Origin of the sequence: Pseudoalteromonas sp. C2R02, from assembly GCF_018860845.1 — a bacterium.
Classification (GTDB): domain Bacteria; phylum Pseudomonadota; class Gammaproteobacteria; order Enterobacterales; family Alteromonadaceae; genus Pseudoalteromonas.
Genome location: NZ_JAHKQC010000025.1, coordinates 23,968 through 40,028, shown reverse-complemented (window position 1 = coordinate 40,028; position 16,061 = coordinate 23,968). Strand labels below are relative to the sequence as shown.

16 protein-coding genes are annotated in these 16,061 nt (G+C 35.3%); 8 read left to right on the top strand and 8 right to left on the bottom strand.

The features are described 5' to 3' along the window. Positions 1 to 265: 265 nt before the first annotated feature. Positions 266 to 487, top strand: coding sequence for a hypothetical protein (locus tag KO527_RS08360; protein ID WP_216039865.1), 222 nt, complete (start codon positions 266 to 268; stop codon positions 485 to 487). An 80-nt stretch (positions 488 to 567) separates the two neighbouring features. Continuing rightward, positions 568 to 1,365, top strand: coding sequence for a ribonuclease H family protein (locus KO527_RS08355; RefSeq protein WP_216039864.1), 798 nt, complete (start codon positions 568 to 570; stop codon positions 1,363 to 1,365). A gap of 164 nt (positions 1,366 to 1,529) precedes the next feature. Here the strand turns inward: KO527_RS08355 and KO527_RS08350 are convergent, their stop codons facing one another. The 8 genes from KO527_RS08350 to pspA form a co-directional block, all read right to left on the bottom strand. Continuing rightward, positions 1,530 to 3,602 (bottom strand): M13-type metalloendopeptidase, encoded by a 2,073-nt coding sequence (locus KO527_RS08350; RefSeq protein ID WP_216039863.1) that lies wholly within the window; start codon positions 3,600 to 3,602, stop codon positions 1,530 to 1,532. A 210-nt stretch (positions 3,603 to 3,812) separates the two neighbouring features. Continuing rightward, complete coding sequence (locus tag KO527_RS08345) at positions 3,813 to 4,154, bottom strand: 4a-hydroxytetrahydrobiopterin dehydratase (RefSeq protein ID WP_216039862.1); 342 nt, start codon at positions 4,152 to 4,154, stop codon at positions 3,813 to 3,815. A gap of 10 nt (positions 4,155 to 4,164) precedes the next feature. Then, positions 4,165 to 4,962 (bottom strand): phenylalanine 4-monooxygenase, encoded by a 798-nt coding sequence (gene phhA, locus KO527_RS08340; protein WP_216039861.1) that lies wholly within the window; start codon positions 4,960 to 4,962, stop codon positions 4,165 to 4,167. A 309-nt stretch (positions 4,963 to 5,271) separates the two neighbouring features. Continuing rightward, positions 5,272 to 6,315 (bottom strand): TIGR01620 family protein, encoded by a 1,044-nt coding sequence (locus tag KO527_RS08335; protein WP_216039860.1) that lies wholly within the window; start codon positions 6,313 to 6,315, stop codon positions 5,272 to 5,274. 47 nt (positions 6,316 to 6,362) lie between these two features. Next, positions 6,363 to 7,811, bottom strand: coding sequence for a YcjX family protein (locus KO527_RS08330; RefSeq protein ID WP_216039859.1), 1,449 nt, complete (start codon positions 7,809 to 7,811; stop codon positions 6,363 to 6,365). An 84-nt stretch (positions 7,812 to 7,895) separates the two neighbouring features. Beyond that, on the bottom strand, positions 7,896 to 8,303 hold the full coding sequence (gene pspC, locus KO527_RS08325) for an envelope stress response membrane protein PspC (RefSeq protein ID WP_216039858.1): 408 nt from the start codon (positions 8,301 to 8,303) through the stop codon (positions 7,896 to 7,898). Then, positions 8,300 to 8,533, bottom strand: coding sequence for an envelope stress response membrane protein PspB (gene pspB, locus KO527_RS08320; protein WP_042142241.1), 234 nt, complete (start codon positions 8,531 to 8,533; stop codon positions 8,300 to 8,302). Before pspB ends, pspC begins: the two co-directional genes overlap by 4 nt. Before the next feature lie 93 nt (positions 8,534 to 8,626). Continuing rightward, a complete protein-coding gene (gene pspA, locus KO527_RS08315; RefSeq protein WP_216039857.1) occupies positions 8,627 to 9,295 on the bottom strand; it encodes a phage shock protein PspA in 669 nt (222 codons plus the stop codon). Between the two features lie 203 nt (positions 9,296 to 9,498). On the opposite strand from pspA, the gene pspF reads away from it, so the two are divergent. The 6 genes from pspF to KO527_RS08285 all read left to right on the top strand — a co-directional run bounded on the left by pspF (position 9,499) and on the right by KO527_RS08285 (position 15,971). Next, positions 9,499 to 10,566 (top strand): phage shock protein operon transcriptional activator, encoded by a 1,068-nt coding sequence (gene pspF / locus KO527_RS08310; protein WP_216039856.1) that lies wholly within the window; start codon positions 9,499 to 9,501, stop codon positions 10,564 to 10,566. 58 nt (positions 10,567 to 10,624) lie between these two features. After that, positions 10,625 to 12,193 (top strand): ABC transporter substrate-binding protein, encoded by a 1,569-nt coding sequence (locus tag KO527_RS08305; protein ID WP_216039900.1) that lies wholly within the window; start codon positions 10,625 to 10,627, stop codon positions 12,191 to 12,193. Continuing rightward, positions 12,193 to 13,227, top strand: a complete 1,035-nt coding sequence (locus KO527_RS08300) for an ABC transporter permease (protein ID WP_216039855.1) — start codon at positions 12,193 to 12,195, stop codon at positions 13,225 to 13,227. The genes KO527_RS08305 and KO527_RS08300 overlap by 1 nt, the downstream gene beginning before the upstream one ends. Beyond that, positions 13,214 to 14,119: an ABC transporter permease subunit gene (locus tag KO527_RS08295; protein WP_216039854.1), complete on the top strand. Its 906-nt coding sequence runs from the start codon at positions 13,214 to 13,216 to the stop codon at positions 14,117 to 14,119. Before KO527_RS08300 ends, KO527_RS08295 begins: the two co-directional genes overlap by 14 nt. 83 nt (positions 14,120 to 14,202) lie before the next feature. Continuing rightward, positions 14,203 to 15,225 (top strand): oligopeptide/dipeptide ABC transporter ATP-binding protein, encoded by a 1,023-nt coding sequence (locus tag KO527_RS08290; protein ID WP_216039853.1) that lies wholly within the window; start codon positions 14,203 to 14,205, stop codon positions 15,223 to 15,225. Further along, positions 15,210 to 15,971: an ABC transporter ATP-binding protein gene (locus KO527_RS08285; RefSeq protein WP_042142255.1), complete on the top strand. Its 762-nt coding sequence runs from the start codon at positions 15,210 to 15,212 to the stop codon at positions 15,969 to 15,971. The genes KO527_RS08290 and KO527_RS08285 overlap by 16 nt, the downstream gene beginning before the upstream one ends. Positions 15,972 to 16,061 lie beyond the last annotated feature (90 nt).

The following is a 16,061-nucleotide window of genomic DNA, read 5'->3' as shown; positions in this document are numbered from 1 at the left end:
TATGACCAGCGCATTTAACCAAAGGTTTATGACAGAAATATTACAGTTAGATATTAAAAGATTCTTTTTTGGAAAAAATTACAATTCCCAACAAAATCCAACACTATTATTCACCTTTTTTACTTATACTTATACCATCTCGTTAATTAATTGATTACTCAGCGGGAATTCAAAGCGCTTTGAAACCCGCCTAAAAGGAGCTTCTGAGTGGTCACTTTATTATCGGAATCGGTAGACTTACAAACCTTAAAGGAGAAAAGGTAAAATGAAAAATTCAATTAAGTTATTTAGCCTAATTATATTGAGCATTCAATTAACTGCATGTGCTCAAGATCCTTTTTGGATAATAAGAGCAGTTGAAGCTCAAAAAGAACTCGCCAGTAATTGTAAAGCCGGCACAATTAAACAAATGCGCGCTTGTAGCTTAAAGAAAGAGCAACAAGTAACTCAAATCACTAAAAATATAGAGAATGCTAAAAAACACTAAATACAGCTTTGACAACTTCGCTTTTTAAGACAAAATACCTAAGACATTAATGTAAAACATATCCCTAAGGTATCAAATTCGTGGCAAAGAAATTTTATGTAGTATGGCAAGGTAGAAAAACCGGTATTTTTAATGATTGGGCCACGTGTAAGCAACAAATTGAAAAGTTCTCTGGTGCACAATACAAATCTTTCCCCACTTTAGATGAAGCTCAAGAGGCTTTTTCAGGTTCTTCATCTAGTAATAGTACAGCTAAAAGTGCCAGTGGCACCACTGCAAGTGGCACAAAGAAACGTAGTAATGCAAATGGCGTTAAAACATACACAGCCAAAGAAATTGATGCTATGGATATCAATACTAAAATATATACCGATGGTGGCTGTGAGCCAAACCCTGGTAAAGCAGGCTCCGGCATAGCGGTATATCGCGATGAAAAAATAGATGAACTTTGGTACGGTTTATTTAATTCATATGGGACTAATAATACAGCTGAATTAAATGCGCTACATTACGCAATGCGTATAGCCGATCATGAAAGCAAACAAGGTAAAAGCATCGCTATTTTTTGTGATTCAAAGTATTCAATTCAATGCATTACACAATGGGCAGCTGGCTGGCAGAAAAAAGGTTGGAAAAAACCATCTGGTGAAATCAAAAACCTTGAACTTATTAAACAAATGTTTGCTTTATACAGTGCGATTAAAAGTAAAGTACAGATTTTACATGTAAATGGTCACGTTGGCGTTGAAGGCAATGAGTTAGCGGATCGTATGTCTATTATCGCAATAGACAAGAAGGAAGAAGGCTTTAAACTCTATAATGAAGATAAAAGTAAACCTATCGATTTAAAAGCTTTATTATCTTTACGTAATGGTTAAATCACTTAAAAAATGATTTTTATCTGTTAGATTCCCGATAAAACACTTTGGGAATGACACTCTTTATTTATCTCATTTAACGAGTAAAAAAGGAAGCATACGCTTCCTTTTCCATTATTGTTTTTGCCACAGAGTAGTTTAAATAAAACTACTCGGTAGGTTTATTACCAAATTTTCACGCGTTTCTCAGGTGCGATATACATAGCATCGCCTTTCTTGATATCAAATGCTTCATAGAATTCATTCATATTAGAAAGTGAACCAAGCGCTCTAAACTCACCTGGTGAATGCGGGTCAGTTGCTACGCGATTACGCATTGACGCTTCTACAATTTTTGAACGCCAAATTTGCGCATAACCCATAAAGAATCTTTGATCGCCCGTTAAACCATCAATTACCGGTGCTTCTTGACCATTTAAAGATGCTTTATAAGCTTTGTATGCGATAGTCACACCAGATAAATCACCGATGTTCTCACCTAATGTTAATTCACCATTAACTGTTAAGTCTTCAAATACATGATACTTACTATATTGATCAACTAAAGACTTAGTACGTTTAGCAAACTCAGCTAAATCTTGCTCAGACCACCAGTTACGTAAATTACCCTCTGCATCATATTTACTGCCTTGATCATCAAACCCGTGACCCATTTCGTGACCAATTACCGCACCAATACCGCCATAGTTAACTGCATCATCTGCGGCCATATTAAAGAATGGAGGTTGTAAGATTGCAGCAGGGAATACGATCTCATTGACTGTAGGGTTATAGTAAGCATTCACTGTTTGCGGAGTCATGCCCCACTCCCATTTACGAATAGGTCCACCTAATTTTTCTAATTGTTTTTTATGACCTAATTTTGCTGAGCGCATAATATTGCCAACAAGATCGTCAGCTTTAATTTCAAGCTCTGAATAATCTTCCCACTTATCTGGGTAACCAATTTTTGGTGTGAAAGCGGCTAATTTAACATGTGCTGACTTTTTAGTATCTTCAGACATCCATTCTAAATCAGTGATACTTTCACCATAAGAAGAACGTAAGTTTTCAACTAACGTGCTCATACGAGACTTAGCTTCAGCAGTAAAGTGACGCCCAACATATACTTTACCAATCACTTCACCTAAATTGCTATTTACCACACTTACACCACGTTTCCATTGTGGGCGCTGCTCTTTGCGACCGCTCAATTGCTTAGAAAAGAAGTCAAAGTTTTCATTATCTAAGTCAGCAGTTAAATAGCCCGATCCTGCACTTAATGCATGGAAAGTTAAATATGCTTGCCAATCAGCAATACTGGTATCAGCAAATATGTCACCAAAACCTTTCACAAAATCAGGTTGATTGATAATAATATCTTTTTGTGCTGCAACGCCTTGCGCTTCTAAGTAAAGATCCCAGTTAAATTTATCTGTGATCGTATTTAAATTTGCTGTTTCAAATTTATTATAGCGTTTTTCGCTGTCACGGGTTTGAACACGTGTCCAATGAAAATCAGCTAATTTGGTTTCAAGCGCCATAATGGCTTTTGCTGCAGCTGCACCGTCTTTTAACCCAGCTAACGCAAACATTTTTTCAATATGATCAACATAACCTTCACGTAATTTCGCGTAGCGTTCGGTTTCATTAAAGTAATAATCTTTATCCGGTAAACCTAAACCATTTTGCCAGATATGTGTTGCATAACGACTTGAGTCTTTTGCATCAACACTAATATAAAATGCTAATGGATTATTAATACCTATCTTTTGTGTTTCACCAAAGAATGTTGCCAATGCATTTTTGTCTTTTAGATTTGTAATTTGATCTAAAATGGCTTTAACTGGTTCAATGCCAGCAGCATTTCTTGCCTCAGTATCCATGTAAGAACGGAATAAATCAGCTACTTTTTGCTCATCAGTACCAAACTTTAGATCTTTTGTTGCTGCTAATTCTTCAATAATAGCTTTTACATCATTATCTGCTTTATCACGTAAATCATAAAAAGATCCGATTGCAGTCTTGTCACCTGGAATTTCAGTATTTTTTAGCCAGCTACCATTAATATGCTGATAAAAGTTATCTTGTGCACGGACACTTGTGTCCATATTTGCTTTTTCAATACCAGAAGCTAAAGCCGTTTTTTTTATTTCTGTTGGCGCTGCTTTAACTGTTTTTGTTGAAGTGCTTGTTTCATTACAAGCAGCTACAAATAATAAAGATGTGCATAATGCACCTGTTATTATATTTTTCATTGCGATTCCCATGGCGTTTTTATTTATGAATACATTTCTTTAACAATTCATCATAATGATGCACTCTTCCAATTACCATAGTAAGACACATCTGTTTACATTATTAGTTAAATGTGGCTGTAAGCAGAGTGTGACAACGTGTAAATTCATAAACAAAAAAGACCCCATAAGGAGCCTTTTATCTATCACTAAATTTTAAGTATTAACTACTTAGTCTTCTAATAAAGCATCAGTTTTTGCAGCACAAATAAAGTCATTTTTGTGTAGACCATTAATAGCATGAGTCCAATATGTAACTGTTACTTTGCCCCATTCAGTTAAAATACCTGGGTGGTGAAACTCTTCTTCCGCAAGTTCCGCTACTTTATTAGTGAATGCGAGTGCTAGCTTGAAGTTTTTAAATTTAAACTCACGTTCAAGTTGCATTACACCATCTTTTACAACAGGTACCCAATCAGGGATCATTTTGATTAATGTTGCTAATTCTTCATCTGAAACTTGAGGTGCATCAGCACGACACGCTTCACATTTTTGTGCACTTAAATCAGACATTCTTTATCCTTTAACTTGCTAGTTTTTCTTTTGGTTCAAATAATGGCTTATGTAGCCCTAATGCTTTTGCTTTTTCAACTAATGACATTAAATCCATATTTGATATATCAAATAGGTCATCAATCGAGTTTATAGTGTGGTAAATAGGTTGCATAATATCAATGCGGTATGGTGTACGTAATACGTTAACAACCTCTAATGGCACAATTTTAGCTTCACCAGAGTAAACATATTGTGTTTCTCCTGGACTTGATAACACACCACCGCCATAAATACGGATTTGATCGTTAACCATCATTAAACCGAATTCAATGGTGAACCAGTATAGACGCGCTAAATAAACACGGTCTTTTTTATTTGCTTGTAAGCCAATTTGACCATATTTATGTGTAAAATCTGCAAACGATTTATTTGTCAGCATGCCACAGTGACCGAATATTTCATGAAAAATATCGGGTTCTTTTAAATAATCAAATTCTTCTCGACTACGGATAAAAGTAGCGACAGGAAATTTTTTGTTTGCAAGCAATTCAAAAAACTTATCGAAACTGATTAATGCAGGAACAGGTTCACATTGCCAACCGGTAGATTCGCGTAAAACCTTGCTTACATCTTCTAATTGTGGAATTTTATCTGTTGGCAAATTTAGAAGTTTCAACCCAGCCATATATTCATCACAGGCTTTACCTTCAATGCACTTTAATTGACGCGTGATCAATTCTGACCAAATTGCATTTTCTTCATCGCTCCAATTTATAAAACCATTTTCATCTGGCTCTTTGGAAATATACTGACTTACTTTAGACATGTTCAGCCTTTTTAATAATTCTTTTTTGGCAGTGCTGATTATAAAAATGCACCCCAACTTGTTAAGAACATATTATTTTAAAGCTAAGGAATTATTAACCCCCAAGAGTTAATTTGAAAAGCGAAAAACACCCCGACTTGTAACGAATTAAATACATTAAAGGAGAGTAAAGATTACAACCAGTAAAAACAGACCATACAGAGACTCCAACTGTAAACTTTATAATACAAAAAAGTCAAGTCCCGTTCCTAATATAAGGAGATGTTATCTAATCTATTAAAATTGTCACAATATTAATTAAATTTTTCACTAATCTCTTTTACTTATCCCTTTAACTAATATTGACATCGAGTTTGCTAACAGCTTTCTTTTATTTTCTAAAAAAGGTACTGGTCGACTTAATTCCATAGCCTTATAGCCAATTCGAGTTGTGAAAATACCAGCGCTTATTCCTTGGCCTGCTCTTGCAGATATTTTCCCTGCCACTTCAGCACCCAATGCTGTTGTTGCTAAGTCTGAAACCAATTCTGCACTACCGGCAAATAACATTTGCTTAGCTAATAAACGATAAAGTCTTATACGACTCAGATATCCCAAAGGAATGCCATATACTTTTGCTATACTTTCAATCAATTTCGTACCACGCCATAAAACAGCAGCCATATCTACTAATGCAATTGGGCTTAACGCGACCATTAAGCCTGATTCTAATGCGTATTTATTTATCAACTTTTGTGCATTTTCGTCTTGTTTAGTTAATACAGTATTACTATAAAGCGTCATCACTTCTTTGTCGGTATGATGCGGCTCAAGCGTATTTTTAAATTCAATAAATCCTGGTATTTCTTGGTGTTGATTTAATTTATTAAGCCAACTTATTGCCTCACCTATTTGTTGTGAGTGAAGTAGCCTATTGGCATCAGTACGCTGTAATTGATTTGACTTTAACCTTTTAAGTTGTAGATATTCTTGTATAAATACTTTAGAAATCAAACCTAACGCGCTTACAATTAGTGCACTATATAAACAACCTAATATAAGTGAGCTGTTAAAGCTTTGGTATACGGTTAAACCAAGCTCTGCAATAATTAAAGTTACTAAGCTCAATACAAATGTTTTTTTAAGCAATGAACTTGGTTTATTTTTATATACACTTTCCATATTTGGTGCATTCTCATCACTAGGCTCACTTTCTATATCATATAGATCGCTTTCGTTGAAATGTTCAGTATCATCATCAATCTTAGCGCCTGTTTGTAATGTATCTGCTGACTCAAGTAACTGCGCAACATCATCTTGTGCTAAAGTTTCAATTACCCGACCTTGTTGGTAGTCTGTTTTATTTGAATTCACCGAGTGTTCCTTTAATTAATTCATTTACCTCAAAATAATGAGGGGTTTTACTTTAATTTGTCACCTAATAAAAATTCACATACATGATCTAAGCGCACATGCCTTAAATTATTATCGGGTGTTAATTGAGGATAAAATTCTGGAAATGAAAACCCATGTTTTGGCCATTCGTGTTGGCTAAGCGCTCTCATTGGTGGTTGTGCGGGTAAATAGGTCATCCATTGACCGCTTTGCATTTCTTTACCATAAATACACTTTATAACTACATTATTCTTATCTTTAACTTCTACCGATTTTGTTGCACAAATTGATGACATAGCCATAGTTTCAACTTCAACACCGTTAAATTTAAGCTCATTTTGAGCTTGTTGCACAAGACTATTTAATAATATTGCCAAGTCTTTGTGATGCTCTGAACTTAAATGATCTGATTTATTTGCAGCAAATAAAAGTTTATCTATTTTTGGTGAAAACAATCGTTTTATAAAACTCGATTGACCATAATTAAAATGTTCAAGCAGTTGCTCAATCGCCCTACCTTGCTCTGCTAATACCTCTGAGCCTTGCGTTAACGCTGTTAATAAATCAACTAATATGATTTGACGATCAAATCGACAAAAATAATTTTGGTAAAAAGGTGTAACAACTTCTTTAATATACGCCTGATAACGTTTTTTCAGATGCGCTAAATTTGAACCTTCAACAACGGCAGTTTCATTATTAATATTTACAGGGAAAAACATTAATAAGGGAGCGCCATCTAAGTCACCTGGGATCAACATACGACCAGGCTGTAATATTGTCAATTTTGCGTCTTTTTTAAAGCGTTTTAACAGCATTTTATACATTAATGCAATTTGTGCTAATTTAGATTCATCAACGGGTGCATTTAAATCTAATGACGCTAGTTGTTCTTGTAATTCACTTGCATATTGTGCTCTAGGATTTTGCTGTAAAAGTGCTAACTGCTGACTACTCCACTGCTCAAAATTGAGGGATAACATAGGTAAATCCATCAACCACTCACCTGGGTAGTCAATTAAATCAATAATAAGCGTTGATGAATCACTAATTTGACCACGGATACCTGAATTTGGCTGATATTTTAGCGCTAACCTTAGGGTATTTATTCTTTGTGTTGATTCAGGCCAATTTGGTTGCTCATCTTTAATGGATGCAAATGCATTTTGATAAGGAAATGTAGGTAGCGCTAATGCGTCTTGCGGTACTGATTTCGCTGCGATCAGCCTTTCACTCTGAACAACTTCAAAAAAAGGTAAATTTTCTTTACTCGCCTTCATAGTAAGTTGCTCTACCAAAGCCGTTATAAATGCTGTTTTACCACTTCGACTGAAACCTGTGACAGCTAACGTAATATGCTGATCTAAACTACGATGCAACATTTGATGCGCTTGATGTTTCAGCTTTTTAGCACTATTAGAATTAAGTTGTGAATTGATTGAAGAACTAACTGTATTAATTAATTTATCTAACATAAATAGCCAATGCCATTAACTAAAATACCCAAGCCATTTTATAGTATGGTTTGGGTATCTATACGCCTGATGGCATTAAATTCCTTAAAGTTTATTAATTTCATGACTTACCGTAAATTCTGGTGAAGTAACATATTTTTCCATTGTTTGAATTCTGCTATCCACTCGAGAAAGTTGCTCTTTTAAATCTTGTAACGCACGTCTTGGTGGCTCACCGGCCTGCCAAACTTTAAATTTAACTTCAACAGGACGCTCTTCCTTGTCGCTCGTTTTTAAAATCTCATCCGCTGACAGCTCTTTTTTATCTAAAATAAACCAACAAGCAATATAAGCGACTATAAAAAATGGTCCGCCTGTTAATAAAACAGCTGAAATAAAGATAATACGAACTAACCATAACTCCATATTAAAATAATCACTTAAACCTGCACACACACCTGCAATTTTGCCACGACTTGGATCTCGATAAAGTTCACGCTTTAATTTACTCATACTTTACTCCTCCATTGTGGTGCCTCCGCATCTAAAATGGACTCAAGAGTTTGTACCCTTTCAGCCATTTTTTCCGCTTTATTCGATAATTCAATTAGTTGACGATGTTCATGTTCACTTAAACCTTGGCTAACTTGTTTTTTACTTCTGTAATGTAAAATAAGCCATAATGGTGCAATAAAAATCATGAAAACCATTAATGGTGCGATTACTGCTTCAAAACCATTCATATTACTCTCCTATATCCCTTGATTTTAGTACCAAAACTAACCTTGGTTATTATTTATTAAATCAATTTTGGTACTTGTTTTAACCAACTTTGCTTACTTGTCAGATTTACCTGACATTTTCTTTTTAAGTGCAGCAAGCTCATCGTCCACTTTATCTTCTTGTTGTAATGAGGCGATCTCATCCGATAATGATTTTTTACCTAAATCATATGCTTCAATTTGAGACTCTAAACCATCAATTTTAGTTTCAAATCGGTCAAAACGGCTTAATGCATCATCAACCTTAGAGCTATCTAAAGTACGTTTAACTTCAAGGCGTGATTCTGCAGAGCGTTGACGTAATACAATCGCTTTTTGTCTTGCTTTTGCATCTGCCAGTTTTTCTTGCAAAGTTGTCACTTCAGCTTGTAGTTTGCCAATATGCTCTTCCACATGATTTAGTTCATTTTCAGCAGCAGTTGCAGTTTCTGTCGCCTTTTTCTTTTCAACAAGTGCAGCTCTTGCTAAATCTTCACGATCTTTAGATAAAGCGAGCTCAGCTTTAGTTTGCCACTCATCTGCTTGTGCATTTAACCTTTCAACGCGACGTGAAAGCTCTTTTTTTTCTGCAATTGTTTTAGCTGAAGTTGAACGCACTTCAACTAACGTATCTTCCATCTCTTGGATGATAAGGCGTACCATTTTTTCTGGATCTTCGGCCTTATCTAAAATTGCGTTAATATTAGAATTAACGATATCTGTAAAACGTGAAAAAATACCCATATTATATACCTCTAATTGATTATCGTATTTATCTAACTTAGTTTGCTTCTAACTTAACGTATCAAGATACTTGCCAACTTTAAAAATTAATATAACACATTGTTTTAATGGAATTAATAATTACTTTAAGAAATAACTGTTGTTACTCCATTATTTAAAATACACTACTAAATAGTGTAAATGACTAAATTTTAGGATCATAGATGAGCCGGTTTCGACAACAAGATAATTTACTTGGACAATCTAATAGTTTTTTAGAAGTACTTGAACATGTTTCACAAGTAGCCTCATTACATAAACCTGTGATGATTATTGGTGAACGCGGTACGGGTAAAGAACTGATAGCAGCTCGTTTGCACTACTTATCTAAACGTTGGGATCAGAGTTACGTTAAACTGAATTGTGCAGCTTTAAGTGAAAATTTACTTGAAAGTGAACTTTTTGGCCATGAGTCAGGCGCTTTTACCGGTGCCAGTAAAAGACATGAAGGTCGATTTGAACGTGCTGATGGCGGTAGCTTATTTTTAGATGAATTAGCCAATACCTCTGGTTTAGTGCAAGAAAAGCTGCTTCGTGTGATCGAATATGGTGAATTTGAACGTGTTGGTGGTAAAAGCACCGTAAAAGTAGATACCCGTTTAATTTGTGCTACAAATGAAGATTTACCGACATTAGCCGAAAAAGGTGAATTTAGAAGTGATTTACTTGATAGATTAGCTTTTGATGTCATAACACTCCCTCCCCTGCGCGAACGTAAAGATGATATTTTACTGCTAGCCGAGAACTTTGCCATAAATATGGCACGTGATCTAGAGTGGGAATTATTTAGTGGCTTTACCCGCGCAGCACAAGAAACATTATTAGATTATCCATGGCCCGGTAATATCCGTGAGCTCAAAAATACAGTTGAAAGAAGTGTCTATCGCAGCGCTAATGCACACATCCCTGTTCATAATATTATTCTTGACCCTTTTAAAAGCCCATATCGCCCTGTTAATCGAGTAAAAACACAAGATCGCGTTGTTAATATTGATTCAGTTACCCCTGAAGTTTCCCATAAACCAGCTGTTAATACTGTGCCTGACATTAATACAAATAACTTTCCATGTGATTTAAAGACATTATCAAATCAATTTGAAATAGATTTGATTAAAAATGCACTTAAAAATAGTCAATTTAATCAAAAGAAGACTGCAGAAATGCTAGGTTTAACGTATCATCAGCTTAGAGGATATCTAAAAAAGTACAATTTATTAGAAAATGCTCAATAAACACAAAAATAAAGAGGCATGATGAGTGAGTAAATTCATCTTTAGCATAGTCATTATTATGCTTACAGGCTGTTCTGAACACGCCCTTAAAAATCAAAATAGCCATGGGTTAATATACTGTGCCGAAGCTAACCCTGTTAGCTTTAATCCACAGATCACTACTTTAGGATCTACAATAGATTTAACATCAAACCAGTTATATAACCGTTTGATCAGTATTGACGCTAATACAGGCGAGTTTTTACCTGAACTTGCTAAGTCTTGGGTAATTTCAAAAGATAGAAAAAAGATCACATTTGAATTACGACAAGATGTGCAATTTCATCAAACAGATTATTTTACTCCCACTAGAAACTTTAATGCCGATGATGTTGTATTTACTTTTAGTCGCTTATTTGATGCCTATAATCCATACCACTTTGTTGGCGGCGGGCAATATCCTTACTTTCAAAGCATCGGTTTAGATCAATTGATTAAGTCCATAATCAAAGAGTCTGATTATCGTGTTTCATTTGAACTATTTGATGCACAGAGCAGTTTTTTAGCTAATATTGCCACGGACTTTTCTGTGATCTTATCAGCAGAATATGCGAAGAATTTAGAAATTAATGAAACACTAGATAATTTAGATAACTTTCCGGTGGGTACTGGTCCTTATAAATTTAAGGATTATAAACGCGATATATTAATTCGTTACTATAAACATAAATCGTATTGGAAACACCCAGTTGAATTAGAACAGTTGGTTTATGATATTACACCAAATAGTACGACACGAATTGCAAAAATGTTAACAAATGAGTGTGATGTCACACCCCATCCAAACTCATCTCAGCTTTCTATTTTAGCCAGCAGAAACGATATCAAAGTACAAAAAGAAACTAATTTAAATATTGGCTTTTGGGCTTTCAATACACAAAAAGCCCCATTCGATGATAGTCGAGTACGAAGAGCGCTTGCTCATGCTGTCGACATTGAAAAAATAATGCATGCTGTATATCTAGATAATGGCAAACGATTAGAGTCTATTTTGCCAAACGATTCATGGGCGTATCAAGCCCAAGTCAATATGCCAAACTACAATCCAGAACTAGCCAAACGCCTATTACAACAAGCCGGTATAGCTGAAGGGTTCAAAATGGACTTATGGGCGATGCCAGTAGCCAGAATATACAATCCTAATGCACGAAAAATGGCTGAGTTAATACAAAGTGATTTAAAGAAAATAGGCATTACGGTTAATATTGTTGAATATGAATGGAATACCTTTATAAAAAAACTTGAAGAGCATGCTCACGATACAGTACTTCTAGGTTGGTCAGCAGATACACCCGATCCTGACAATTTTTTTAGCCCACTATTGAGTTGCGCCGCAGCACTTAATGGTAAAAATGCAGCCAATTGGTGTGATCCTGAGTTTGATTTATTGCTATCAAAAGCATTAGATACAATCGAAATTGAGAAAAGAAAAGAGTTTTACTTTCAAGCACAACAAATGGTTATTCAAGAGTTACCTCTTTTACCCATAGCACAAGGAATGCGCTTTCAAGCGAGCTCTACCAGTGTTGAAAATATAGAAATCAAGTCTTTTGGTGGAGTATCACTGGCTAAGGCAAGGAAACTATAATGGCTTTAGAATATGTATTTCGCCGTATAATTTTACTCTCTTTTATGCTGTTACTTTTATCCATTTTCACATTTTCTTTAAGTTTTTTGTTCCCAGGCGATCCTTTAAGTAATTTAAGCGGAATTCAAAATATTTCATTTCATGAATCAGATGCCTTGTCTGAGAAATATAAATTAGATCAGAGTATTCCAACACAATTTATTTCTTTTATAACACGAGTTAGTCAAGGAGATTGGGGCATATCGTTTGCATCACAAGAGCCTATTTTTGATCATATTGTTGCATTATTCCCTGCAACATTAGAATTAGCTTTATATGCGCTATTAGCATCAATTGTATTTGGTATTCCAGCTGGCATCATTTCAGCTGCGTATTACAAAAAGTGGCCTGATAAAATCATTAATACCCTTACTTTATTAGGATATTCAACACCCGTTTTTTGGCTCGCTTTGCTCATGATCATGTTTTTTTGTTTGCAGTTAGGCTTACTGCCTATGTCTGGAAGAGTGAGCTTATTATATGAAATACCTGATGTGACAGGCTTTATTTTAATAGATATATTATTGAGCGATGTGAGTTATAAATTTAATGCATTTATAGATGCGATTAAACATTTGTTATTACCAACAATTGTTTTATCTACTTACCCTACAATGGTACTTATTCGTTTTACCCGAGACTCTATGCTTGAAGTACTTGAGAAAAACTATATAAAAACTGCGAGAGCTAAAGGTTTAAGTAGAAGCCAGCTTATCTTTCGACACGCACTTAGAAATGCGCTTTTACCCGTAATTAAACAAATTGGTTTACAGTTTAGTACGTTGATCACTTTAGCCATGATCACCGAAGTTATCTTTTCTTGGCCAGGTATTGGTCGTTGGTTAATTGATAGTATTTACCAAAGAGACTTTCCAGCTATTCAGGGCGGGTTATTAGCCGTTTCTACATTTATCATTTTAGCGACGGTTACAGCCGATTTAATGCATTCTTTGTTTGACCCTATTAGCCGGAACCAAACTCATGGCAAAATTTAATATAAATACAGATATTAGTTCTGAAGATCTTAATAAATCGCCATTACGCCAACTTTGGCGTCACTTTAAAGAAAATCATGTTGCTTTAGTTGGGTTATGGTTATTTATTGCTTTAACAATACTGGCAACTTTAGCCCCTGTTATTGCGCCTTATGGTGTTAATCAGCAACATAGCGATGCCTTATTATTACCACCATCTTGGAATGATGCTGGAGATGTCAGATTTATTTTAGGCACAGACGACCTAGGCAGAGATATTTTATCGCGCTTGATAAATGGCACAACTTATACATTTGGTTTGGCAATTTTAACGGCTTTAATAACTACTTTACTTGGCGTTGTATTAGGTGTTTTTGCAGGCATGAGTAAAGGCGTGCGCTCTAGTGTTTTAAATCACTTACTCGACGTGACTTTGTCTATTCCTTCTCTGTTATTAGCTATCATTATAATTGCATTATTAGGCCCTGGTTTATTAAATACGGTGTGGGCAATTATTTTAGCTTTATTGCCTCAGTATATTCATTCTGTTAGAAACCTAGTGGTGCAAGAGTTATCTAAAGATTATATTGTTGCGCAATGGTTAGATGGCGCAAACAGCTGGCATATTTTGAGTCGTGGTATTTTCCCTAATATTTATGAGCATATCGTGGTAATTTTTACTATGTCACTTTCAACAGCTATTTTAGATATTTCTGCTTTAGGGTTTTTAAAGCTTGGCGCACAACCACCAACCGCTGAATGGGGTGCTATTTTATCTGAAAATTTAGCCTTTATTTATTTAGCGCCTTGGACTGTTGCACTGCCGGGTATTTTATTATTTTTCGCAGTACTTGCCACTAACCTCGTTGGTGATGGACTCAGAAGTGCACTCAAAAAACGTAAAGCGATATAATGGGGGTTGTTTAACTTGAATTATTTAATTAAAGCCCTAGTAAAACAAAACAGTAATGTCTTGCTCTATTGGAGTAAAATACAATGCAATTATTAGATATTCGCAATCTCACTATCGAGTTAGAAACACCTGATGGCATTATTCGCGCTGTAGACAAAATTAGCCTGAGCTTAAAAGAAGGTGAAGTACATGCGCTTGTAGGCGAATCAGGCTCAGGTAAAAGTCTCATAGCTAAAGCAATTGTTGGTGTATTAAATTCTCGATGGCGTATCACTGCTGATAGAATGCATTGGCAAGGTATCGACTTAATGCGGCTTTCTCCTGAAAAGCGTAGAAAACTCATTGGCCAAGAAATTGCCATGATTTATCAAGATCCTAGCAGTTGTCTCGACCCTACCGCAAAAATAGCAGATCAAATCGCTGAGAGCATTCCAGATAAAGGCCTAAAAGGATACTTCTGGCAAAAAAATAAACAAAGAAATGAACGTGCAATCGCTTTATTGCATAAAGTGGGTATTAGGGATCATACGAAAGTATTGAGCAGCTATCCACACGAATTATCTGATGGGATTTGTCAAAAAGTTATGATCGCTATGGCGATTGCCCGCTCACCAAAATTACTTATTGCAGATGAACCAACAACTGCACTTGAAAGTACGACTCGAGCACAAGTGTTCAGATTATTAAAAAGTCTTAATTTATTAAAAAACATGTCTATATTGATGATCAGCCATGAACTTGAAGAACTATCGAGCTGGACTCATGGCTTACATGTACTGTATTGCGGTCAAATGGTTGAAGCGGGACCAACTAAGATCTTATATAAAACCCCTTATCATCCTTATACTAGTGCCTTATTAAAAAGTTTACCCGATTATAATAAAGGCTTAGAGCACAAGCATGAGATTTACGCTTTGAAAGGCACAATCCCGACATTACAGCATTTGCCTATTGGCTGTCGTTTAGGCCCTCGCTGCCCTCAAGCTCAAAAAGATTGTGTAAAAACACCAAAACTTAATTCTCAGCAAGAGCATAGCTTTGCATGCCACTTTCCTTTAATGACCGCAGAAAAAACTAAAAGGAATTTAAAATGCAGCCAATCTTAAAAGTTCAAGCATTATCAAAAACATTTAAAGTGCGAGACAAATATTTTTTACGTAAAAAATTCCAAGTTTTGGATAACATCTCATTTTGCCTATCAAAAGGTGAGACAATTGCGATTATTGGCGAAACGGGTTCAGGTAAAAGCACTTTAGCTAAAATATTAGCAGGCGCTGAAATAAGCCAAAAAGGTCAAATTTTACTTGAAGGTAATATTATTGAAGATGACGGTAAAAGAAAAACCAGTTGTCGTGATATCAGATTAATATTTCAAGACGCATCTAAATCACTTAACCCAGGGATCACAATAGGTAAGACATTAAAAGAAATTCTTTTGATGAATACTGATTTTGATGATTTACAATGTAAAGACACAATTAATAAAATTTTATTAAAAGTAGGTTTATTAGCTGAGCACCAACATTATTACCCCCATATGTTTTCAGGCGGACAACTACAACGTGTCGCTCTCGCTCGCGCTTTAATTTTAGAACCTAAGGTTTTAGTATTAGATGAAGCTTTATCTTCTTTAGATCCCTCTGTAAGGGCGCAAACAGTTAATTTATTGCTGAAACTTCAGCAAGAAACCGGTTTAAGCTATGTACTTATCACACATCATTTAAGTTTGGTTAAACATATGAGCGATCAAACCTTAGTATTAGACCAAGGAAAAGTGATTGAATCGGGTAAAACTTTAGATCTATTTAAACAACATAAATGTAAAGCAACACAAAGATTATTGAACTGCTAATCTATCTCTTTCGCAACTCTATTTATGATACTACGTGGTAGAATAAACTAAGAGCAGTATCTCATTTAAAAATAGCATTTAGTCCCTCTG

Coding starts and splice junctions, on each gene's coding strand:
- KO527_RS08290 (WP_216039853.1), top strand. CDS start 14,203: ATGCAATTATTAGATATTCGCAATCTCACTATCGAGTTAGAAACACCT.
- pspA (WP_216039857.1), bottom strand. CDS start 9,295: ATGGGTATTTTTTCACGTTTTACAGATATCGTTAATTCTAATATTAAC.
- pspC (WP_216039858.1), bottom strand. CDS start 8,303: ATGAGTAAATTAAAGCGTGAACTTTATCGAGATCCAAGTCGTGGCAAA.
- pspB (WP_042142241.1), bottom strand. CDS start 8,533: ATGAATGGTTTTGAAGCAGTAATCGCACCATTAATGGTTTTCATGATT.
- KO527_RS08350 (WP_216039863.1), bottom strand. CDS start 3,602: ATGAAAAATATAATAACAGGTGCATTATGCACATCTTTATTATTTGTA.
- KO527_RS08330 (WP_216039859.1), bottom strand. CDS start 7,811: ATGTTAGATAAATTAATTAATACAGTTAGTTCTTCAATCAATTCACAA.
- KO527_RS08360 (WP_216039865.1), top strand. CDS start 266: ATGAAAAATTCAATTAAGTTATTTAGCCTAATTATATTGAGCATTCAA.
- KO527_RS08305 (WP_216039900.1), top strand. CDS start 10,625: ATGCTTACAGGCTGTTCTGAACACGCCCTTAAAAATCAAAATAGCCAT.
- pspF (WP_216039856.1), top strand. CDS start 9,499: ATGAGCCGGTTTCGACAACAAGATAATTTACTTGGACAATCTAATAGT.
- phhA (WP_216039861.1), bottom strand. CDS start 4,962: ATGTCTAAAGTAAGTCAGTATATTTCCAAAGAGCCAGATGAAAATGGT.
- KO527_RS08285 (WP_042142255.1), top strand. CDS start 15,210: ATGCAGCCAATCTTAAAAGTTCAAGCATTATCAAAAACATTTAAAGTG.
- KO527_RS08300 (WP_216039855.1), top strand. CDS start 12,193: ATGGCTTTAGAATATGTATTTCGCCGTATAATTTTACTCTCTTTTATG.
- KO527_RS08295 (WP_216039854.1), top strand. CDS start 13,214: ATGGCAAAATTTAATATAAATACAGATATTAGTTCTGAAGATCTTAAT.
- KO527_RS08345 (WP_216039862.1), bottom strand. CDS start 4,154: ATGTCTGATTTAAGTGCACAAAAATGTGAAGCGTGTCGTGCTGATGCA.